The sequence below is a fragment of the Sporosarcina sp. AD_1 genome (assembly GCF_057373025.1).
The window spans coordinates 289,810-310,459 of the sequence record NZ_JBPVIR010000003.1; the positions used below are offsets into that span (position 1 = coordinate 289,810).

The window sequence follows — 20,650 nt, forward strand, 5'->3', positions numbered from 1 at the left end:
TACACAAATTTTCCATGTCCATTGAACAGGTATAGGATTCGCAACCACACGAACACTAAGGTGAGTAAAGGAGGTACCTGAGGATGGAGTATATATGGAAAACACTGCTCATCTTTATTGTGGCCACAGTATTGCTACGGATTAGCGGCAGAAAATCCATTTCAGAAATGACAGTCCCTCAAGTCGTCGTCTTGTTTTCATTAGGCACCTTAATCATCCAACCTGTTACTGGCCAAGGCCTTTGGGCCACATTCGGCCTCGCTGCCATCCTGATCATCTGCCTGATTGTGACAGAATGGCTGGAATTAGTGCTCGATAGCTCCGAAACCATCATCACCAACAGAGGAAAACCCATTATCATTGATGGCCAATTACAAATAAAAAACATGAGAAAAATGAGATTGACGGTCGATCAGCTAGAAGCCAGACTCCGCCAAGTCGGCATCTCCTCCATCCAAGATGTCAAACATGCAACACTGGAATCCAACGGACAACTGGGATATGAATTGCAAGACGCCAAGCAACCCGCCACAAAAGAAGATATTCAAACGCTCATTCATTTAATACAGACCGGCGAACTCAAGTTACCGAGCGAAACACCATCAAACAATATCTTTGTTGAAACGATAACCAAACAATCGAACAATGAGAGTGACTTCCTAAAATGAAAGTGGTGCTCGTCGTATCTAACCCGCCTAAGTTCGGACGCCAGGCGAGGGCGTTCGGACTTGGGCGCTGACGGAATATCGGGTTGAACCGCCAATAAATCCGGATGAACGCCATTAACTTCAGATGAACGCCAATAACTCGGGATGAACGCCATTAACTTCAACTGAACGCCAATAAATCAGGATGAACGCCAGTAACTTCAGCTGAACGCCAATAAATCCGGATGAACGCCATTAAATCAGGATAAACGCCATTAACTTCAGCTGAGCGCCAATAACTCGGGATGAGCGCCATTAACTTCAACTGAACACCAATAACTCGGGATGAACGCCATTAACTTCAGCTGAGCGCCAATAACTCGGGATGAACGCCATTAACTTCAACTGAACGCCATTAACTCGGGATGAACGCCATTAACTTCAGCTGAACGCCAGTAAATTCGGATGAACGCCAATATATTGATCCGAACGGAGATACCTAGGAGAAACACTGTTGTTAGTTCCCTTGAAGCTACAGTATGGTTTGAGACGCCATATGATTACTGACTCAAACCAATTCATAGCTATGAGAGCGACATACATTTGCAGCGGCTTGTTCCAACTATTTTGTCCGTCGCCGGATCTACTGTCTCTTGCGCCAACTATTCTCCCTCACTACCAGATCCGCTGCTGACCGCGGTAACCGCCACACTGCCAATGCGGCGTGCACGCCAGCTCAACCATTCATCACTCATTCTCCAATTCTTTCTTCCATTTTTCTTGCCATGCTTGCACGGCATCGTCAATTTCTTTCATAGCTTTTTCGGCTTCTTCGCCCTTTTGGTCTTTCAAGCTTACAAAGTGTTCATCGCGCAGTTCACCCATCTGTTTTGCCAGCTCAATCACTTTGCTCCCTTCTTCTTCATCTATTAACTTTTGATTTTTTAAGTAGTAAGCAGCATCGACAATTCGAATTCTTTCGCGTGTTGATAAATTAGAAAGTGGATCGTAGATGGCGTATAAATCTTCCCATTGGTGAACCATTTCATGCAGTTTCACGCCTTGTTGGCTCAGAACTTGCATCATGCTTGGTTTCCATTTTTTGATTAACACGCCTTCGAATTCTGATTGGTTCCGGACAGTCGCATATTGACCGCCTCCTGCTTCTGCGACTTGCTTCAATTGGGCTTGCCCTTCGTCGTCGACATCAAAACCGATGATATTCACTTTTGCTTCAATATCACTTGCATTTAATTGCTTTGCGGCTTGGATGGGATCGCCGCCACACGTTTCAATTCCATCACTGACAATGTAGACAATATTCCGGTATTCTTCCCTGTCGTAGGATGCCAGATAGGCGGCAGCTTTTTTAATTGCACCAGCCAGTGGGGTCCAGCCGCTCGCGTCGAACGACTCCATTGCATCATGGAAGGAATTCTTTTCGTACGTGGAAAGCGAGTACACTTCATCTATGGCTCCGCAAGATAAAGCTTTGTCCGCTTGTGTGCCCGCTCCTTTATGTCCATACGCAAAGAGCGCCACATTCACTTCATTATCGAACTGGCTTGTGAAGTTCTCGATAGCCTCTTTAGCGAGATCCATCTTTACCCTGCCATCTACCTCTCCCTTCATGCTGCCGCTCGCATCCATAAGGATGACAATATTCGTTTTTTGCCTCTTGGCAATTTCAATTTCATCTTCGCCATCCGGCAGCTCCGGCATGACGTATCCGTGCTCATAAGAAGCCAGCTGTTCATAAAGTCCTTTATATTGCCCTGACCCTAGTTGAAAAACAAGGTAGTCATAGATTTCATCTGCCTTGACGTCTGGATGCTCCTTAAAGTAAGAAGACAATAGTTCTTTCATCATGTCGCTAAACTCGTCCTCATAATAACGGAAATATCTCACATAATCTACCGTCCGGGCCGCCTCTATTTTCGGATCCATATATTCCTCAATCAGCCTCCCTGCTGGTTGCTCGATCATCTCTTCCACTGTTCGAGCTGCTGTTGGGATCACTTCCTCCACCTCTTCGGCAGCAGTAGATTCTGGCGCCGCTTCCGCCTTTTCCGTTTCCTTCTGGTCCGAACAAGCAATCAATCCTATACAGCAAATAATAAGCCATCCGACTTGCCATTTCTTTGATTTCATGTAAACTCCTCCCCTATGAACATCTACACTTCACTACGGTCTATTGAAGAGATAAGTTCCTATGAGCAAGGACCCGAATTTAATAGTGGGCATTTCCGCCTCCTACCAAAACCAAGTCTTCCACCTAACATTTCTACAAAGAGATGTGAGAAAATAAGCCTGTTACCACATTACCAAACTGGGAGGGTATGTATATGATCAATCATTTGCAAGAAACTACGACATTGCATAATGGAGTGGAAATGCCTTGGCTGGGGCTTGGCGTGTTCAAAGTGCAAGAAGGACCAGAAGTAATTGAAGCAGTAAAAACGGCTATTCGCCATGGATACCGGAGCATCGATACGGCAGCCGTTTATAAGAATGAAGAAGGAGTGGGCCAGGCAATCCGGGAGGCCATTGAAGAAAACGGCTTGAAGCGCGAGGATTTGTTCATCACCTCTAAGGTCTGGAATTCTGATCAAGGGTACGACTCGACGATTGAAGCTTACGAGATCAGTTTACGGAGACTCGGTTTGGATTATTTGGATTTGTATCTTGTTCATTGGCCTGTTAAAGGGAAATATAAAGAAACATGGCGCGCGCTGGAAACACTCTACAAGGAAGAGAAAGTTCGCGCGATTGGCGTCAGCAATTTCAAAGTACATCACCTCGAAGATTTGCTTGAAGATGCGACAGTCACACCGATGGTCAATCAAGTGGAATATCATCCGCAATTGACGCAAACGGAAGTGAAAGCATTCTGTGAACAGCACAACATTCGACTGGAGGCGTGGTCTCCTCTAGCCCAGGGACAATTGCTCGACAATCCGGTTCTATCAGAAATTGCCGGCACCCACGGCAAATCGGTTGCACAAGTCATTATCCGCTGGGACTTGCAGAACGGCGTGGTCACAATTCCGAAATCGATCAATGAAAACCGCATTGCCGAAAATGTCGATGTCTTTGACTTTCAATTGACTGACGAGGAAATGGAGCGGATTAACGAGTTGAATGAAGACAAACGCGTTGGTCCAGATCCAGATCATATCGACTTTTAAGTATGGAAGACACCTTTGACGAGGTGTCTTTTTTCTTTTTACATTGAAATCCTTGTCATATGGCACGTCCTAAAATGATACGATGATAGGCAAGGGGGAATGGCAATGAAACGCAAAATTGGCGTCGCGATTGGGAGCCTGGCTGCTATCCTAGTGGTTGTCCTAGTCATTGCGGGCAATTATTTTTTCAATCAAGGCGTGAAGCGCGGTACGGAAGTGGAGCTGCATACTGAGTCGGAGGCTGTGAATGCGGTGGCAAGCGAAGCAGATCAACAGCTGCTGCGGGAGGCAAAAGAGTGGTTTGATTCGCAGGAACGCCTGCCGATCAAGATGAAATCATTCGATGGGCTGCGGTTGAATGCGCAGTACATCCAACATGCGGATCGCTCAGATGAAGCAGTCATCCTGGCCCATGGTTTCCGAAACTCAGGTGATAATATGGGCAAACTGGCGAAGATGTATTACGACCTCGGTTTCGACGTGTTACTCCCCGATGCGCGGGGGCACGGGAAAAGTGAAGGTGAGTATATCGGCTATGGCTGGCATGACCGGCTTGATTATAAAGACTGGATCGATTACTTGATTGAAGAGCATGGAGCGAAACAGATTCTTTTGCATGGCAATTCCATGGGAGCCGCCACAGTTCTAATGACGAGCGGAGAAAAGCTCCCTCCAGAAGTGAAGGGGATTATCGCGGACAGTGCGTATAGCACCGTGAAAGAAGAACTGGCCCATCAGCTGAAATCCATTTACAATCTTCCCTCATTTCCGTTGCTGCAAGTGACAAGCGTTGTTACCAAAGTACGCGCCGGCTACACATTTGAAGAGGCGTCTGCTCTTGACCAGGTGAAGAAGAATCAAGTTCCGCTCCTGCTCATACATGGCGACTCGGACGATTTGGTGCCGACAGAAATGGCTTATAAGCTGTACGATGCAGCCAGTGGTGAGAAGGAATTATGGATTGTGCCAAACGCCGGCCATACGAAGGCATTGGATAATGGCACAGCGGAATATGCGGAACGGATCCAAAGGTTTGTCGAGCATGTGTTAGCGCAATAAAAGCTTAGTCCTCTTCTGTATATTACATAAAAGAAAAGCCACAAATCGACCGAACGTGGTCCATTTGTGGCTTTTCCAAACTACTTCTTCTCGTTTTTCCCCTTTTACCCTATGGCCAACTCGTCCAGCTGCATCCTTTTAGTGGAACAACCCGGATTCCCTCGATTTCCGCAAAAATTGATGTGTCTTCCGGTTAATGATTTCCTTTAAGAAGTAGCCGAAGAAAAAGATGGACACGCCCGTTACTAGTAAGAAGGTAAAATCGGTCAGCACACGTCTCCAGACAATCCCGCCGACTGCTTCCCGCATCAGGTCGATGGCATAGGTGAAGGGCAGGCCCGGATTGATCCATTGGAAGAATTCCGGCAGCAGCATGACGGGATACGTGCCGCCCGAGCCGGCAATTTGAAGGACAAGCAAAATAATAGCAAGCGCCTTTCCGACGTCACCGAACAACGTGACGAGCGTGTAAACGAGCGTCATGAAAATGACGCTGATAAAGAACCCAAAGACAATGAACCATGCCGGATTATTCGCCTTTACACCTAACAGCGTCAGGTCCCCGACGGTAACAATTATCGTTTGAAGAAATCCAATCGTCAGGAAGGTCATCAGCTTGCCGACATAGACTTGGCGTGCGCTCATTTCCTCAAGATTTTCCGCGTCCGTCGATAAGAGGGAAATCAATAATAGGCAGCCGACCCAGATGGACAGCACCGTATAAAACGGCGTCATCCCAGTGCCGTAGTTCTTGATGGGGAACAATTTATTCTCATTCAACACGATGGGCTCTTCGAAAAAGCTCCGTTCTGCCTGTGGGTCATTTTGCAGTAGCTGAATGATTTCATTAATATCCGTTTCGCCTTTTACTTCCCTGATCCTATTCGCTAAGCTTTTCACCTTTTCCGAGACATAAGGATATTCCGCCATCACTTGGTCGAGCATGCCCTGTCCGTCCTCCAGATGAGTAGAGGTGCTGGATAGGACGAGTTCCACCTCCGGAATGGTCGTTTGAATTTCAACGAGCATGGACCGTCCTTGCTGCAATGTGGCTTTCGCCCGTTTCACTTCGCTTCGCACGGTCGGTTCGATTGTCTGCTCATATTCGGCAATAAACTGATCGAGGCGAACGGAAACACGGCCTGAGATATCTTGAAGGTCAGCAAGCGTTTGTTTCATTTGTTGCTCCTTGCTTTCCACAAGCCCATTCAATGCGCGTGCATTCGTTTGCGCTTCTGTCATGAGGGCTTTGATTTCCCCTGTCCGGTCAATAGCATCCTGCAATCGTTTATCGCGTTCTGGATTTGCCGGGACGCTCTCCCCTTCCTCAGTTGGTTTTGATCCAGCCGCCATATCACGGAGCCATACTAGATCTGCCTGAATGGCATCCACTTTTCCAATGGCATTTGTCATTCGGGTATCCACTCGTTCTTTTGCTTGGTCCAATTCTGTGAAATCGATTTGGACATTCCCGACTTTCGTCAGAAAATCATTTGTTTCTTTCGATATTCGGGATGCTGTTTTTAAATCTTGTTGGATGGTCGGCGCCATTTCGTTTAGTCTGGCTTCTGCTTGATTTAAAAAACCGAGCGTCCGGTCAATGGTGCCCAGCCCTTCCGAAACTGTCTGCTTTGCGGCCGGCATTTTGTTTTCCGCCTGGCGAATCAACTGTCGTGCCGACTTTGCATCATTCCGTGTGCCGACCAGCGTTTCATGAATGGCAGGCAACTTCTGCTCTATATCAAAAATATAATTTTCAAAACGCTCAATGTCCGGCAAGTCTTTTTGAATTTCAACTCCGAGTTGATTGAACAGGTCAAAAATGACTTCATTTACAGTGGCAATGAACTGGCTGCTCACCTTCTCCACAATGACACTGGCCCCTTTTTCTGTAATCTTCGGGGCAATGGAGTTCAATTTCTCGTTCACGTAATAATCAATTTGGGATTTTTCAGGCTCACCAGAAATAACCGTTCCAAGACGCTCCGAAAAATCTTCCGGTATGATCAAAACCGCAAAATAATCACCGTATTCAATACCCTCCATTGCCTGCTCACGGGTTGTGAAGTTCCAGTCCATATCCCGATTATGCTTCAGGGTGTCGACAAGCTGTCCGCCCACATCGATCGGTTCATCCCGAATGGTTGCCCCTTTGTCTTCATTGACAACTGCTACCGGTAACCGGTCCGTGTTCGCATACGGATCCCACGAAGCATATATATTCAGCCACGCATACAAAGAAGGGAGAATGATCAGTCCCCCGATAATGACCGCAGCGACCCAGTTGCGGCTCAAATTTTTTAAATCCGATATATAGATGGACCAGCTTTTGCGCATGTTGCCACCCTCTCCATTTCCACATTTCGCCCAAAGTATACCCTTCCTCCCGGCTGCCGAATCATGGCACTGTTCCATGCCTTCAATTTGAATGATACAATCGTCTAGTTGAATAAATAATTGAAAGAGTCATAGAAACCTATGTGAATGGGGAATCCGGTTAAAATCCGGAACTGTTTCCGCAACTGTAAGTGTGGACGAAGTGAGAATATGCCACTGTTCGTAAAGAATGGGAAGGCTCTCACCGGGAATGAAGCACAAGTCAGGATACCCGCTTTTTCAATGTGTATTTTGCTCCTTCGGAAAAAAGGGAAGATACGACATATTGGATTAGTAGGCACTTGTTGCTATAGATCTGTTTGTCGCCACCCATCTCCCTGGGTGGTTTTTTTCATTGGCACCAGAAGCGGAATACATCATTTAGAAGATATTCTTACCAAACAACCTGACGTCATTGTCACGACTACGTCGTATAGTCCGGACCCTGTCAGCGAAATCAAAAGCCGTGAAGGCTGGGATACATTACAGGCGGTAAAAGAAGACCGTGTCATCCAATTGGACAGCGATATGATGTCAAGACCAGGACCACGCATCGGAGAAGCAGTTGAGCTGCTAGCAAAAGCAATCTATCCTGAGAAATTCGAATAAAACGGACAAGCCAGGCGCGAGTGAGGGCCTGGCTTTCTTATGGCCTTAATTAGAAAAAATCGTACAACCCATCCGCGAAGTAAAAATACTCTTCCTTGCTGATGTGAGACCCATACCCCTCAAAGAAAAACTCCCGGTCCTCTGCCTTCTCAAACATCCCTGGTTTCGGCCGGATCGCGAGAGCCACATCATACCGGGGATCGCCGAATCCCCCTCCACTCCAATCGATCAAGCCGGTCACTTTACCGTTTGCACCAAGTACATTGTCAACAGTACAATCGCCGTGAATTAATGTCTGTTTCACCGCTTTTGGCTTGGATATCTTTAACCGTTCCAGCAACTCAGCCGTGCCATCGACTTGATAATGCTGCACGTTGTACTGAGCCGTTTCAAGCTGCCGGTCCAACCAGTCCCCTTCTTCTTTAAGCCCCCGCGGACATGGAGCTGAATGCAAACGGGCGAGCAGCTGGCCGAACTGAAACAACAAGGAACTGCGCTGCACTTCATCCGTCTCCCGCGAGAGCGCTGAGCGGATCGGTTCTCCCTCCAACACTTCTAGTACGAGCCATTGCCCGTCCGGTGTCGTCGTGCTCCCAAAGACTATAGGCACAGGCAACCCCGAACCCATTAAGTTTCGCAGCACATACTCCTCCCGCACGAGCCAAGATCGAAACAGCTCCTCTTTTGCCCGCTTTATAATATATGGACCTTTCTCTCCATCCACAATCCCTACATCAGAAGTATGTCCTTGCTTCGGAAACCGGATGTCGTGAATGGCCCCTGTTATGTAAATCAATTCGTGTGGTATCTCTTCTATGGTTAATGGCGTTGTCATGCAGTTCCTCCTACTGACTGTTTTGTTTTTACCGGTATCTGGATCTTGGTTCTGGCGTTTGTACCGGGGTTCTGTATTCAGCACCAGGTTTCTGGCATTTGACCCGACATGCCGATTCATTTCAGGATCCCGCTATCATTTATTGTATCAAAAGCAAGTCCTATTAAGTGTCTCTCTTCTTCTCGTGGCGAACGCCAATAACTCGTAGCGAACGCCAATAACCCGTGGCGAACGCCAATAACTCGTGGCGAACGCCAATAACCCGCGGTGAACGCCAATAACTCGGGATGAACGCCAATAACCCATGACGAACGCCAATAACCCATGACGAACGCCAATAACCCATGACGAACGCCAATAACTCGGGATGAACGCCAATAACCCGCGGTGAACGCCCGACAAACGAACCCCCACAGGCAATCGTTTCCATGACGGCACGTGTGGATAATTGATTCACACTTGCTGCCAGCTCAAATTCTCGTACCAAACCAGCTAAGAAGGGACCATTCAGTACTGCCGGAATTTATATGGACATACACTTGCCATAGGAATAGGAGGAGGTTCTGTATGGCATCATTGCCACTCATCAGTATTTTCATCTCATCATTTTGCACATTGCTCGGAGCCCTGCCGACCTTATTTATTGCCAATCTATCGCACGGAAAAAAGGACAACTTGCTTGCGTTTACGGCTGGCGTCATGGTCGCCGCCTCTACTTATAGCCTTATTCCTTCCGCTCTCAATCTTTCCAATATGACGGTGCTTTGTGTAGGCATTCTATTAGGGGCACTCGTTTTGACTTTGCTTGAACAAACCCTCCCGCACAGCGACTTGGAGCATTCCGACACCATGCCAGCGGGTGCGTTTCTGCTGTTCATCACGATGGCGCTGCACAATATACCGGAAGGCCTGTCCGTCGGCGTGAGCTTTGCCAGTCAAGTAGAAGACTTAGGACCACTGGTCGCTTTGGCGATTGGCTTGCAGAATATTCCCGAAGGCTTCTTGCTCGCGCTCTTTCTCATTACACAAGGGACCGGCCGGTGGAAGGCGTTCGGCTATACTTTTTTAGCAGGGTTTACTGAATTCGCTTCCGCATGGGCCGGCCTGCTTTTCGGGGGACAGCTTTTTGTGATAGTGCCGTATGGCCTGGCTTTTGCTGCAGGCGCCATGTTATTCATTGTCTATAAAGAATTGATTCCGGAGAGCCACGGGCATGGCCATGAACGTTCTGCGACCTTCTCCTTCATTCTCGGCTTGCTAATGATGGTTATTTTGACGGGTTATCTGGGTGAATAAAAGAAAAAGGACCTTCTCTTATCCACGGGAAGGTCCTTGCATTTACTGGTCATTTGAATATTGTTGATGGCGTTTTACTTCGTCCTGCGCTTCTTTGCGTATCTCGTCAACGCGCTGCTCCGCCTTTTTAGCCGCATCATTCGCAATGGAGGAAGAATCCCCTTGATTGACAGTCGGATTGTGATCTTTATCTCCTGCATAACTTTTTGACAATCCAATCACTCCTTGTCTCGTTTCCCATTAGCATTCCCGATTGGCCTTATTTGAAACATAAGACTGTGGAATTTTTAAATTAATATATAGGTGCTTCTCCTCTTATAAAAGTCTGCAGTTTACCGATATATTCGGTATCATCCTAATCCAGAGGTGTTATTGTGGATCATTCAATCACATCCATGTCGGACCATCATCATATTCCATACCTTGTTGCGCTGTCTTATTTAATTGCAACAATGTCCGCATACGCCTCAATTGTCTTAGCCCGGCGTGTAACGTTCACCCGCCAATCAGCTAAGCGCATTTGGCTTATACTCGGAGCAGGAACGCTCGGAATTGGCATCTGGTCGATGCATTTCATCGCCATGCTCTCCTACCAATTCCCGGTCCCCGTCTATTACAACACACTGCTTGTCGCTATTTCAGTGGTGATTGCGATTGTGGGGTGTTATTTCGGCTATTTCATAATATCCGTGAATCATAAAAGCAAAATCCGTTTTTTTCTCTCTGGGATAATTATGGGGTCTGGCATTGCATCCATGCATTACGTCGGCATGGCAGCACTTGAAGCAGTCACCATCGTCTACAATCCGGTTTTATTTGCGATTTCCCTATTGATCGCTGTTGCGGCTTCTTGGGTCGCCATCTGGATCGGCTTCCTCTCCCCTTATGCCCGCCGAGACATGTCATGGAAATTAAAAATAGTTTTTTCTCTCATTATGGCTGTTGCGATCACCGGCATGCATTATACCGGCATGGCAGCGGCGACATTTTCCAGCATGACAAATTCCGGTCCGTTTCCAGATGGTTTGGATACGACACGTCTTGCTTGGTTCGTGGCTAGCGTAACCCTGTTCATCTTTGCCCTATTTTTCTGTTCCATCATTTTGGATCGTCTCTGGCAGAAAAGGGAACTGGTCCAAAATACGTTATTGGATTCCATCGCAGACGGCATTGTCATTACGGACCAAACAGGGACTATTTTGCACGCCAATCCTTCATTCCGCCAATTCATGGGAGAAGTGGATTCTGAACAACGGTTCGAAAAACTGCAGCATTACCATCCCGAATTAACGGAACAGATTATGAGTAATCAAAACTTTCACGTGGCGATCCATTCATTAATTCTGGAAGTGAAGCGGCGTCCCATCCAAGAGGAAGCCCTTCACCATTCCCTTTGGTTCCTGCGGGATATTACCGAACAGATTGAAAATGAAAAGCAAATTTCTTATATGGCATACCATGATTCACTTACAAGACTTCCGAACCGCCATAAGCTTGATGCCACACTTGCCAGTTGGTTTGATACCAAGAAAACCATCGGCTGTATTTTCTTAAACGTTGATCGGATGAAATTCGCTAACGACACACTTGGCCACCAAGCGGGAGATCAGCTTCTCCGCCAGATTGCCGGCCGGCTGGAAATAATCATTTCAGACAAAGGCTTTCTCGCCCGGGTCGGCGGAGATGAATTTGTCGTCCTGTTAGCGGATGGCCATGCGGCAGATTGTTACCACCTGGCAGAGGCTTGTGTATCTGGGATGAATGAACCCCTTTCCATTCATGGCTCCCAGCTGGCCGTCTCCATCAGTGCTGGCACCTGTGTCTTCCCGGAAGACGCTGCCAATCCGAATGAATTGCTTCAGTTCGCAGATTTGGCTATGTCCGAGTCCAAACGGAATGGGAAAAATCAAGTGACTGCCTTCACTTTGGAGCTAAACGACCAATATCGTAGAACGCTTCAAATCGAAGAGGCCTTGTCCATAGCGATCGACCAAGATGAACTTCATCTCGTATATCAGCCGAAAGTGACAGTGGGAACGGGTAAAGTGAAAGGAGTCGAAGCGTTGTTGCGATGGATTCATCCGGAGCATGGCTTCATCTCGCCTGCAGAGTTCATTCCCATCGCGGAGGAGAAAGGGTTAATTCATAAAATCGGAGACTGGGTCTTGCGGGAAGCCTGCCTACAATGGGGCAAGTGGCAGCGAGAATTGGAGGAGCCGCCGATGATGGCGGTAAACATTTCACCTCTCCAACTCGCAAGGGAGGACTTTCTGCCAGGTTTGCTACGTATTTTAGAGGAAACGAAAATGGATCCGAGCTTTTTAGAACTGGAGCTGACGGAATCCGCCTCGCTCGGCCTGGCTGAAAAGACGAATGGCCGCCTTAGTCACTTGCATGATTTGGGCATCCAAATCTCGCTTGACGACTTCGGCACCGGCTATTCCTCCTTTAGCAATTTAAAAGAACTGCCGATTGATGTGCTGAAAATCGACCGCTCCTTTTTGCATAATCTGATTGGCAATCCCGGGCAGGAAGCCATTGTCCGCTCGATCATCCAGCTCGGCCATAACTTGAATTTGCAAGTGCTTATGGAAGGCGTGGAAGAGAAGGAAGAAGCCGAATGGCTTGAAAAAGAGGGATGCAATCTCATTCAAGGCTATTATTTTGCAAAGCCGCAATCGGCTACGGACCTCGGGAAAATGCTGCAAGGAAACGCCATATAAACCCGGCATGCGTCACATGCGCATCCGGGTTTTTCATTTATTTTTTGAATCTGCTGCAAGCGGCATGCTACAGTGTGAGTAGTAAAAGATTACGGGAGGATTTATGGATAACAGAATACAAGCAATTGCAGATCGAGCACAAGCTGAATTCGGTCTTGAAAACTATCGCTTGGGACGCCATGCGATAGTTCAAAAACAGGACGTCCTAGGAGAACCCTATTATCAGCTTTCTATGGAATGGTTTCCGTTTTCCGCAGGGGAAGTAGAAGAAGATGAGAATCCTGAAGGTACCGCTGTCATTGATTATCATCTTCAGGAAGAACGTTTCGAAAGTATTATTTTTGTAATGGAGCAATCTGATTCAACCCACCGGCCATTTGAGACAAGAACGGTGGAGGAGATGGCATCCTTTGTAGAACGAATGACCGGCTTACAATTTGGCCGCGACTTTTATGTACAGGATTCTTATAATACAGGAGCCACATTTCATGCAGAAGTAAACGGCATTCGTTTATCCCCCTCCTTCCAGGCAGAAGTAAATTGCGATGACCAAGGACGACTGCTGTCCTTTACTACATATGGAAAAGCGCCGGATCCGAATGCAATCGCTCAACAAGAGTTCCAAATGTCACTTGAAGAAATCGAGCCGCTTGTTAAAGAGCACGTCAAACTGTTTGAATTTCCTTCCGAAATAAAAGGGAAGTTCGTTTCGGCGTATACGGTGGACGAAGTGTTCATTACAGCTGACGGCACGGCCTGTCTTCCATTTTTTACAGATGAGCGAATGGCGGTGCAGGTAGGAGAATTATTGGAGTGGTCGGAACCATTGAATGGCTCTATTGACCGGAGCCCCTTAACGCCTTCCCAGGCAGTTGATGTGAATAAAGCCTTCCAAGAAACGCCGGATAAAACCAATTGCCTCTCTGACGAACAGCTGGCACAGTGTAAATCGACCGTTCTGAGAGCGTTACGCATGGAATATCCCGAAGAGAGCGGAAAATGGCAGTTAAAGATGCTGCAGCCCGAGCAGCGATACATCCATGCATTCTGTCATGCTGCTGAAAGCACAGCCAGCGATCTCTTGCGTCCAAAGCTGGTTCTCTTTATTGACAGAGAAACGATGAATGTTGTCAATCTAATGGACAACCGGCCCATGCTGCAAGACATGTTTGACGCATTCAAGCCTGCAGAGCCAGCCAAAATTGATCATGAGACCGCCTTCGAAACGCTCGTGCCTTATATAACGATGGATCCGGTCTACGTATATGATTTCCGTTCCAAGACATATGTATTATGTGGATTAATTGATTCAGATGCAGCAGTAGATGCTGTCAGCGGGGAAATTGTTGCGCTCGAGGATTTATAAAAATGAGGCCGCTTCTTAATTGAAGCGGCCTCTTTAGTAGATGATAGAGACCGTCCAGCCATGCGGAAAAACGGCCTCCCTTAGTGCTTGGCACCCATCAAGGTTGCCAAGTTGTATTTCTTATTGCTCCACTGCAATGATAAACGCTTCAAAACCAGCCCGCTGCAGGTCTGCCACTTGCTTGTCCGCATTGGCTTTATCTGCAAAGGAACCCGTGATGACTCGATAATACGTAACCCCGCTTTGCGTAAAGATATCGATGAAGCTGTCGAATCCTTTCGCTTTCAGTTCCGCAACACGTTGATCGGCATTCGCACGGGATGTGAACGAACCGGTTACAACACGATATACTACACTGCCGGATGGCGGTGGCGTGCTTGACTTGATAAGACCAAGCGCTTTCGCCAGTCCATTGGCATGGCCGCGTGCCGCTTTGTCCAACCAAGCGGACGTTTTCATTTTCGCTGCATCCGTAGCATTATCGATAAATCCATTTTCCGTCAACATCGCATGCATGTTGGATTCACGCAGGACATGGAAGTTTTCCTTCTTCTTGCCACGGTTCGTCATATCAATCAATTTAACGATTTCCGCATGAATGGTGTTACGCAATTGAGCAGTACTAGAGGAATCGGACAGATTGCTATGAATATAATCCTCATAGCCCGTGCCTCCCCCCGCATTAATGTGGATGCTCAAATAGAAATCCGCTCCCCATGCGTTGGCATCATTTGTCCGTTGCGCCAAACTGACTGTCTGATCTCCTGTACGGCTCATTCGAACAGTAGCATTCGTATATTCATTCACCAAAATATTTCGTACGCGAGTCGCGATTGCGAGTGTCACATCTTTCTCCTTTAATCCATTTGCCGAAGCGCCACCGTCTGTTCCACCATGTCCTGGATCTAGATAAATTTTAACCATTTTTACTTCCTCCTCTAATTTTCATTTTTTTATTGGATTCCCATGACCTTTGCAACGAACAACTTGTCTCTCTACATGAGGTCTCACCTCCTTTTACTCACATTCCGCACCACCCCCTTTCAGGTACTAAAAAAAGCGATGCCTATTTGGGTGGCAATCGCTCCTTTACTTCACGTATTTCATTAGATATGTCGTCATATTTATCCGCCAGCGCTTTCAACAGCTCCTGGTACCGACGCTCCCTTGATTCACTGCTTTTCACCTGATACCAAAACAGCCAAACGAACAACACAGCAAATGGCCCCTGCGTCAAAAAATAACCAATCAGTTCCTTGGCATCCATCCCATCCCTCCTTATTGAAATAAAAAAGAACGCCCCTTTTGGACGCTCCCTCAAAACAACTATGCAGCCGATTGCTCTTACTCTTTTTTGGCTTGTCCCCATTGTAACCGAAAAAAATCCTCCCCGTCATATTCCCGACCTATGCGGCACCTGCGACATTTGCAACGCGCCGGAGGAAATGGACAATTGCTCCTCGAAACAACTCTCCGACAACTTCTAGTTGCACTACTCCCACATATTCATTTCACGACAACCGACGCTTCCTGGATGAGCTGCTGGATGACAGCGTCTTTGATTCGACCGACATGTCGATCGGATAGCTGCATATGACGGCCGATCCAGCGAAGGCTTTTCCCCTCCAGCATCCAATGGAGGACTTCTAATTCCCTGTCGTCCTTAATGAGCGCCATCCGTTCTTGAACAAGTTCAATTTTCCTTTCATACTCGTACACTTTTTTCAAACGGCGTTCCCTCCTTGTTGCTTCCCGATAAATCGGATCGCTGTGCCCCCCTTTTCGTTTTGGCATAGCCGCCTCTACGCCATATTGCGCTGTCAATCCCCCCATATCGCCCATTCCTTCCCGAATGACCTTAACGCTGTTGATCATCCAGTGATAATCCCTCACCATTTGTTCCATTTCCATAAATGTCATCATACTCACCCCTTCTAGTTTCATTAATGAAACAAAATCCCCCGATTGTTTCAAAAGTGAAACTATATTATTACATAAGGTAACATATGTTCCGTTTCACTTTCAATAACTTTTTAATAAAAAGTTGTCATTAATGAAACCAAAGACTATACTGGAAGTAATAAGTAGGAGGGAAAGATATGCAATCTTTGGGCCACGCATTGAAAAACATCCGGTTGGATAACAAATTATCACAAGAGGAATTTGCGGAACGCATTAATAAGCATCAAGGACTCTCCATAACGAAGGGAATGGTTTCGAAGTGGGAATCGGGGACGATCGAGCCGAAAACGAGGATGATGAAGGCGATTGCGGAAACTTTTCAAGTATCCATTGATGGCCTTCTAGGCTTGCAAGTTCCTGAGAAGGATTCTATTGAAACGATTGCGACACATATTGACGATGATTTGACGCATGAAGAGATGGAGGAAATTAAAAAGTATATCCAATTTATTAAATCACAACGAAAGTGAGCTGGTTGCATGACCTATGAATCCCTCATCGCCCAATATCCCCATCTCGTGATCAAAGAGGTAAAGACCATGCCAACTGGGCTGGCAGGCCTCTATATGGATAATATGATATTGATTGACCAGCGGCGCAGCAACTATGAGAAGCACTGCATCTTGGCGGAGGAACTGGGCCATTATGAAACAACGTATGGGGATATTACCAACCTTCATTCTCTGCGGAATTGGAAATTGGAACTGCTTGCGAGAAGATGGGGCTATGAGAAAATCGTATCGCTCGATAAATTAATCGAATGCCATGAGTTGAATTATCGTTCCATTGAGGAAGTTTGTGCCCATCTCGAAGTGACAGCGGAGTATTTGGAGCTGTCCATTGCCCATTACCACGCGCGATTCGGTTTATCCGTCCACCATAACGGCTACGATATTTATTTTGATCCTCTGTCGGTACGAAAGCAATGAGTGTTTGCCCTTTACAACGGGCTGGCATGAATGGGGTAGGTATAATACCTACGGCGTTTACAGGTGATGGATTTATTGATCCGTCCTTTTGGAGCTGCCCTTTTGAAAACGACCGCCACACTGATGTGACGGTCGCTCTTCGTTATGTTCCGCAATAGGTCCGATACGGAACATTGGAGACAGATGGAGTTGTATATTCCGCCTGTTCCTCCGTGTACGCATACGGCTTTGCAAGTGCGTTCATGAGCCGGTCCATGACCGTGAAATCACCGCGCTCGACAGCCGCTTCCAATGCTTCTTCCACGCGGTGATTCCGCGGAATGACAGCAGGATTGCTATCCCGCATTAATTCAGCCGACTCCACCTTTGTCTCGGATTGCCGCGCACGCCGTGCTTCCCATTTCGCATGCCATTCCTTGAACGCATTCGTCTCACGCATGGGCATACCCGACCAGTCATCCAGCGTCAGCGCCCGGAACGTATTCGTATAATCCGCTCCTTGGTTTTTCATGACGGCCAGCAATTCCTCAACAAGCTCCGCATCCTGCGGTTCTTCAGCAAACAGACCGAGCTTGCGCCTCATCCCCTGCAGCCAATGTTCGTGATACAGCTCCCTGAAGGAGGACAGCTTCCCTTCTGCGATTTGAATAGCATTCTCGATCTCATCATCAAATAACGGCAGCATTGCTTCGGCTAATCTTGCCAAATTCCACTCCCCGATGCCAGGCTGGTTTCCGTAAGCATACCGCCCTTGCCGATCGATCGAACTAAACACCGTTGCAGGATCGTACATATCCATAAACGCACACGGCCCATAATCGATCGTTTCGCCGCTGATCGTCATATTATCGGTATTCATGACCCCATGGATAAATCCGACAAGCTGCCACTTGGCAATTAATGCAGCCTGCCGCTCGACCACTTTTTCAAATAAAGCCACATATGGATGCCGGGCTTCTTTGACTTCCGGATAATGCCGTTCAATCGCATAATTAGCAAGCACCTGAAGGTCTTCCACCGCATTTCGAGCAGCTGCATATTGGAACGTGCCGACACGCAAATGGCTTGCAGCTATACGGGTCAGAATGGCTCCTTCCAGCGTCTCTTCCCGGTAGACCGGCTCGCCTGTCGCAACAACCGCTAAACTGCGCGTGGTCGGAATGCCGAGAGCGTGAATCGCCTCACTGATGATAAATTCACGCAGCATCGGCCCAAGCGCCGCACGGCCATCACCCCCGCGGGAAAAAGGCGTTCTTCCGGAACCTTTTAACTGGATATCCAACCGTTTCCCATCCGGCGTGAGGTGCTCTCCTAATAACACAGCGCGGCCGTCGCCAAGCATCGTAAAATGTCCGAATTGGTGGCCCGCATACGCCTGGGAAATCGGCTCCGCCCCTTCCGGCAAACGGTTCCCCGCCAGCTCATCAATGCCCTGTTTCCCCTCCAATTCACTTGCATTCAAACCGAGAGAAACCGCCAACGGATAATTTAAAACGATCAATTCCGGAGAGGGAGACGGCTCCGGTTCCGTTTTTGCGTAAAACACTTCAGGCAGTGCAATATAACTGTTTTGCATCCGCCAACCGATTGTATTATTTTTTTCCATCGTCTTCCCTTCTTTCTCCTTTTACTATACCCGTTCCTCATGAAAACATCAGGTATGCTGTTTCCTCGTTTCATTCATAAAACAGGCGATATGGGGAATTGTATAGATGTGTGAAGAAAGGAGGGTGCAGATAGATGCGAATTGCAGTGGAGCAACCGTATGAAGACGTGATGAACGCACTTCAGTCAAAAGGGTATGAAGCGAAAATGTTTAACACGGACGAAGATGTAACCGGTTATGATATCGGCATTGTCCGGGCATTAAATGAAGGAAATACGCATGAATTCAACTTCCCTGTCATCACCATGAAAGGCAGGTCCATCGACGAAGTCATCCAAGCTGTCGAAGAAAAGGCGAATCTACTTCAATAATAAACAACAGACAGAATCTTAGGCAGCTGCCGGGATTCTGTCTGTTTGTCTTTCTGCTAGCTGTTCATTTCCAGCTTCATAATCTGCTCACCATTTACATCAAACTCATCGATAAATTGAAATCCCAGCTTTTCATATAAATGAACGGCACCTGTATTCTCCTGATAGACACTTAAATAGATGGGCTGCTTACCATATTCCCCTGCAAGCTTCCCGATCAGCGCCCGCATAAATAACGTCCCAAGCCCTTTTCCTTGATGGGACTCATCAATCAACACCCGATCGATCCATAATCGCCCCGTTACCGCTTCGCCAGGAAAAAATCCATACATCGCAAACCCGACAAGCAGCCCGTCCGCATATAATCCGACCGGCCGGTACTCCTTCCAAATTTCCGCATCACGGAGACATTGCTGTGGCGTCTCGATGAAATGAAGCTGAGCAGGCGCCACATGTAAACAAAGCATATCCCGATAGTTTTGAACTGTTACGTCATGAATGCCAATATCAGCGACCATTCTATCCCTTTCCTTTCCATGTATCTCCAGTCAATTCGTACACGGCGGAATGATTTTCAACTAGAAACCAGTCCGTTCTTACGAAAAAGTATGTCGCATTCTGTCTGTCCTCATACCTATTTCCTGCTGAATTCAAGCAGATGGTAGCATCTATGCCAAAGCGACCAAAGAACTGACAATGCTGTTCACGCTACAGCTAAAGTATCAATTGGCCATTTATATGAATCTATCTCTCATTGTTTTCCGTACTATCGGTATCAATGAAACTGGAGGCAGATGAATGAAAAAGATCTTGATGGTACTTTTGTCAATTTGCATAGTAAGTGCATGTTCTGCGGAAAAAGAAAAGGATGAAGATAGAGCGGCTGATAAGGCTGAACCTCGGGAAACTGAACAAAGCAGTGCACCAGAAGAGAAACCGGAGGAAGAGGCGGACATCGAGGAAGCAGAGCCCAAAGAAACAATAGAAACCCTTGACGAAACTGACTTTTCTATTCCAACGATTGACATTCCATCCCCCTACAATGAAGAAGGGAATATGGTAAAGGAGCATACCATACAAGAGTACATGGAGATGGTCGAAAAGAATGGCGGTCTCGTTCGTTTTGAGTTAGATGACTATCCAGTGCGCGCAATCGACTCCGACAACATTAGAAATATTACCAATCTGGGAGATGCCTATATTGATATATCCGAATTCGCTGCATACGAAGTGTCACCAGAAGAGATTCCTATTATCTATAATTGGTTCCTGTCCGTTCAACCAGATGACTTAAAGGGAACGCCTGCTTCTGAATACCGCACGTGGGAACAGGCGACAAACTTGGAGCGTGGCATTATGAAAATGGTCTATTTGACTGCCCCGTCCTTAAACGACTTGGGTTATATCATTGAAAATGAGGAATTCGACCATCCGGCATTTAACGTCATTCGCCAAGATTTCTTCCAGCTGGGCTCGCCATCCGTTTTGATTCCAGCCCCACAAACTGCTACAGACATGACCATGTACGACATCATGATCAATATGAAGTACAAATGGGAGAAAATCGGCAAATTTGAAAATCCCGACGAAAACAAAGAAGAATTTGAAAAAATATATAAAGAACTGCGCAGCGAAACGAACAATCTCCTTGTGCGGATCAATTTTGTCCTCACCCAAAAATAA

The 20,650-nt window shown here is 47.1% G+C and carries 22 protein-coding genes and 1 riboswitch; of the genes, 11 read left to right on the top strand and 11 right to left on the bottom strand.

What is annotated here, in order from left to right:
• The first annotated feature begins 83 nt into the window (after positions 1-83).
• Positions 84-668 (top strand): DUF421 domain-containing protein, encoded by a 585-nt coding sequence (locus ACSW3C_RS07680; protein ID WP_486561834.1) that lies wholly within the window; start codon positions 84-86, stop codon positions 666-668.
• A 160-nt stretch (positions 669-828) separates the two neighbouring features.
• On the opposite strand, the gene ACSW3C_RS07685 is transcribed toward ACSW3C_RS07680, so the two are convergent.
• A complete protein-coding gene (locus ACSW3C_RS07685) occupies positions 829-972 on the bottom strand; it encodes a hypothetical protein (RefSeq protein WP_486561835.1) in 144 nt (47 codons plus the stop codon).
• A gap of 422 nt (positions 973-1,394) precedes the next feature.
• Positions 1,395-2,798: a vWA domain-containing protein gene (locus tag ACSW3C_RS07690; RefSeq protein ID WP_486561836.1), complete on the bottom strand. Its 1,404-nt coding sequence runs from the start codon at positions 2,796-2,798 to the stop codon at positions 1,395-1,397.
• A gap of 194 nt (positions 2,799-2,992) precedes the next feature.
• Between ACSW3C_RS07690 and ACSW3C_RS07695 the strand changes: the two genes are divergently transcribed.
• Complete coding sequence (locus ACSW3C_RS07695) at positions 2,993-3,835, top strand: aldo/keto reductase (RefSeq protein ID WP_486561837.1); 843 nt, start codon at positions 2,993-2,995, stop codon at positions 3,833-3,835.
• A 105-nt stretch (positions 3,836-3,940) separates the two neighbouring features.
• Complete coding sequence (locus ACSW3C_RS07700) at positions 3,941-4,894, top strand: alpha/beta hydrolase (protein ID WP_486561839.1); 954 nt, start codon at positions 3,941-3,943, stop codon at positions 4,892-4,894.
• A gap of 138 nt (positions 4,895-5,032) precedes the next feature.
• Here the strand turns inward: ACSW3C_RS07700 and ACSW3C_RS07705 are convergent, their stop codons facing one another.
• Positions 5,033-7,231: a YhgE/Pip domain-containing protein gene (locus ACSW3C_RS07705; protein WP_486561841.1), complete on the bottom strand. Its 2,199-nt coding sequence runs from the start codon at positions 7,229-7,231 to the stop codon at positions 5,033-5,035.
• A gap of 109 nt (positions 7,232-7,340) precedes the next feature.
• A riboswitch (cobalamin riboswitch) is annotated at positions 7,341-7,524 on the top strand.
• 88 nt (positions 7,525-7,612) lie between these two features.
• Here ACSW3C_RS07705 and ACSW3C_RS07710 point away from each other — a divergent pair.
• Complete coding sequence (locus ACSW3C_RS07710; RefSeq protein WP_486561842.1) at positions 7,613-7,879, top strand: ABC transporter substrate-binding protein; 267 nt, start codon at positions 7,613-7,615, stop codon at positions 7,877-7,879.
• Between the two features lie 49 nt (positions 7,880-7,928).
• Here the strand turns inward: ACSW3C_RS07710 and ACSW3C_RS07715 are convergent, their stop codons facing one another.
• Positions 7,929-8,714: a phosphotransferase family protein gene (locus ACSW3C_RS07715; protein ID WP_486561844.1), complete on the bottom strand. Its 786-nt coding sequence runs from the start codon at positions 8,712-8,714 to the stop codon at positions 7,929-7,931.
• Positions 8,715-8,877: 163 nt separating this feature from the next.
• On the bottom strand, positions 8,878-9,171 hold the full coding sequence (locus ACSW3C_RS07720) for a hypothetical protein (RefSeq protein ID WP_486561846.1): 294 nt from the start codon (positions 9,169-9,171) through the stop codon (positions 8,878-8,880).
• Between the two features lie 110 nt (positions 9,172-9,281).
• Between ACSW3C_RS07720 and ACSW3C_RS07725 the strand changes: the two genes are divergently transcribed.
• Positions 9,282-10,010 carry a ZIP family metal transporter gene (locus ACSW3C_RS07725; protein ID WP_486561847.1) on the top strand — a complete coding sequence of 243 codons (729 nt, stop codon included), beginning with the start codon at positions 9,282-9,284 and terminating at the stop codon, positions 10,008-10,010.
• 42 nt (positions 10,011-10,052) lie between these two features.
• Here ACSW3C_RS07725 and ACSW3C_RS07730 read toward each other — a convergent pair whose 3' ends face one another.
• Complete coding sequence (locus tag ACSW3C_RS07730; protein ID WP_486561848.1) at positions 10,053-10,223, bottom strand: hypothetical protein; 171 nt, start codon at positions 10,221-10,223, stop codon at positions 10,053-10,055.
• Positions 10,224-10,384: 161 nt separating this feature from the next.
• Here ACSW3C_RS07730 and ACSW3C_RS07735 point away from each other — a divergent pair, with 161 nt between their 5' ends.
• Both ACSW3C_RS07735 and ACSW3C_RS07740 read left to right on the top strand, forming a co-directional pair.
• Positions 10,385-12,733 (top strand): bifunctional diguanylate cyclase/phosphodiesterase, encoded by a 2,349-nt coding sequence (locus ACSW3C_RS07735; protein ID WP_486561849.1) that lies wholly within the window; start codon positions 10,385-10,387, stop codon positions 12,731-12,733.
• A 103-nt stretch (positions 12,734-12,836) separates the two neighbouring features.
• A complete protein-coding gene (locus tag ACSW3C_RS07740; RefSeq protein ID WP_486561850.1) occupies positions 12,837-14,099 on the top strand; it encodes a hypothetical protein in 1,263 nt (420 codons plus the stop codon).
• Positions 14,100-14,219: 120 nt separating this feature from the next.
• Here ACSW3C_RS07740 and ACSW3C_RS07745 read toward each other — a convergent pair whose 3' ends face one another.
• From ACSW3C_RS07745 to ACSW3C_RS07755, 3 genes are all read right to left on the bottom strand, one after another.
• Positions 14,220-15,023: an N-acetylmuramoyl-L-alanine amidase gene (locus ACSW3C_RS07745; RefSeq protein ID WP_486561852.1), complete on the bottom strand. Its 804-nt coding sequence runs from the start codon at positions 15,021-15,023 to the stop codon at positions 14,220-14,222.
• A gap of 142 nt (positions 15,024-15,165) precedes the next feature.
• Complete coding sequence (locus ACSW3C_RS07750) at positions 15,166-15,366, bottom strand: BhlA/UviB family holin-like peptide (protein ID WP_238080365.1); 201 nt, start codon at positions 15,364-15,366, stop codon at positions 15,166-15,168.
• A gap of 239 nt (positions 15,367-15,605) precedes the next feature.
• A complete protein-coding gene (locus ACSW3C_RS07755) occupies positions 15,606-16,022 on the bottom strand; it encodes a DNA-binding response regulator (protein WP_486561853.1) in 417 nt (138 codons plus the stop codon).
• Between the two features lie 176 nt (positions 16,023-16,198).
• On the opposite strand from ACSW3C_RS07755, the gene ACSW3C_RS07760 reads away from it, so the two are divergent.
• Together ACSW3C_RS07760 and ACSW3C_RS07765 are read left to right on the top strand one after the other, a co-directional pair.
• Positions 16,199-16,531, top strand: a complete 333-nt coding sequence (locus ACSW3C_RS07760; RefSeq protein ID WP_486561854.1) for a helix-turn-helix domain-containing protein — start codon at positions 16,199-16,201, stop codon at positions 16,529-16,531.
• A 9-nt stretch (positions 16,532-16,540) separates the two neighbouring features.
• The gene (locus ACSW3C_RS07765; RefSeq protein WP_486561855.1) at positions 16,541-16,990 is read left to right on the top strand and encodes an ImmA/IrrE family metallo-endopeptidase; all 450 of its coding nucleotides are present in this window, start codon (positions 16,541-16,543) and stop codon (positions 16,988-16,990) included.
• Positions 16,991-17,132: 142 nt separating this feature from the next.
• Here ACSW3C_RS07765 and ACSW3C_RS07770 read toward each other — a convergent pair whose 3' ends face one another.
• Entirely contained in the window at positions 17,133-18,596 is a 1,464-nt protein-coding gene (locus tag ACSW3C_RS07770) for a protein adenylyltransferase SelO (RefSeq protein WP_486561857.1), read from the bottom strand.
• 134 nt (positions 18,597-18,730) lie between these two features.
• Between ACSW3C_RS07770 and ACSW3C_RS07775 the strand changes: the two genes are divergently transcribed.
• Complete coding sequence (locus ACSW3C_RS07775; protein ID WP_238080370.1) at positions 18,731-18,967, top strand: YkuS family protein; 237 nt, start codon at positions 18,731-18,733, stop codon at positions 18,965-18,967.
• A gap of 56 nt (positions 18,968-19,023) precedes the next feature.
• Here the strand turns inward: ACSW3C_RS07775 and ACSW3C_RS07780 are convergent, their stop codons facing one another.
• A complete protein-coding gene (locus ACSW3C_RS07780) occupies positions 19,024-19,485 on the bottom strand; it encodes a GNAT family N-acetyltransferase (RefSeq protein ID WP_486561859.1) in 462 nt (153 codons plus the stop codon).
• Between the two features lie 280 nt (positions 19,486-19,765).
• Here ACSW3C_RS07780 and ACSW3C_RS07785 point away from each other — a divergent pair, with 280 nt between their 5' ends.
• Entirely contained in the window at positions 19,766-20,650 is an 885-nt protein-coding gene (locus ACSW3C_RS07785) for a hypothetical protein (RefSeq protein ID WP_486561861.1), read from the top strand.

What these genes read in the sequence shown, in the direction of transcription:
- ACSW3C_RS07680 (WP_486561834.1), top strand. Translation starts at nt 84, where the DNA reads ATGGAGTATATATGGAAAACACTGCTCATCTTTATTGTGGCCACAGTA.
- ACSW3C_RS07690 (WP_486561836.1), bottom strand. Translation starts at nt 2,798, where the DNA reads ATGAAATCAAAGAAATGGCAAGTCGGATGGCTTATTATTTGCTGTATA.
- ACSW3C_RS07695 (WP_486561837.1), top strand. Translation starts at nt 2,993, where the DNA reads ATGATCAATCATTTGCAAGAAACTACGACATTGCATAATGGAGTGGAA.
- ACSW3C_RS07700 (WP_486561839.1), top strand. Translation starts at nt 3,941, where the DNA reads ATGAAACGCAAAATTGGCGTCGCGATTGGGAGCCTGGCTGCTATCCTA.
- ACSW3C_RS07705 (WP_486561841.1), bottom strand. Translation starts at nt 7,231, where the DNA reads ATGCGCAAAAGCTGGTCCATCTATATATCGGATTTAAAAAATTTGAGC.
- ACSW3C_RS07715 (WP_486561844.1), bottom strand. Translation starts at nt 8,714, where the DNA reads ATGACAACGCCATTAACCATAGAAGAGATACCACACGAATTGATTTAC.
- ACSW3C_RS07725 (WP_486561847.1), top strand. Translation starts at nt 9,282, where the DNA reads ATGGCATCATTGCCACTCATCAGTATTTTCATCTCATCATTTTGCACA.
- ACSW3C_RS07740 (WP_486561850.1), top strand. Translation starts at nt 12,837, where the DNA reads ATGGATAACAGAATACAAGCAATTGCAGATCGAGCACAAGCTGAATTC.
- ACSW3C_RS07745 (WP_486561852.1), bottom strand. Translation starts at nt 15,023, where the DNA reads ATGGTTAAAATTTATCTAGATCCAGGACATGGTGGAACAGACGGTGGC.
- ACSW3C_RS07750 (WP_238080365.1), bottom strand. Translation starts at nt 15,366, where the DNA reads ATGGATGCCAAGGAACTGATTGGTTATTTTTTGACGCAGGGGCCATTT.
- ACSW3C_RS07755 (WP_486561853.1), bottom strand. Translation starts at nt 16,022, where the DNA reads ATGATGACATTTATGGAAATGGAACAAATGGTGAGGGATTATCACTGG.
- ACSW3C_RS07760 (WP_486561854.1), top strand. Translation starts at nt 16,199, where the DNA reads ATGCAATCTTTGGGCCACGCATTGAAAAACATCCGGTTGGATAACAAA.
- ACSW3C_RS07765 (WP_486561855.1), top strand. Translation starts at nt 16,541, where the DNA reads ATGACCTATGAATCCCTCATCGCCCAATATCCCCATCTCGTGATCAAA.
- ACSW3C_RS07770 (WP_486561857.1), bottom strand. Translation starts at nt 18,596, where the DNA reads ATGGAAAAAAATAATACAATCGGTTGGCGGATGCAAAACAGTTATATT.
- ACSW3C_RS07775 (WP_238080370.1), top strand. Translation starts at nt 18,731, where the DNA reads ATGCGAATTGCAGTGGAGCAACCGTATGAAGACGTGATGAACGCACTT.
- ACSW3C_RS07780 (WP_486561859.1), bottom strand. Translation starts at nt 19,485, where the DNA reads ATGGTCGCTGATATTGGCATTCATGACGTAACAGTTCAAAACTATCGG.
- ACSW3C_RS07785 (WP_486561861.1), top strand. Translation starts at nt 19,766, where the DNA reads ATGAAAAAGATCTTGATGGTACTTTTGTCAATTTGCATAGTAAGTGCA.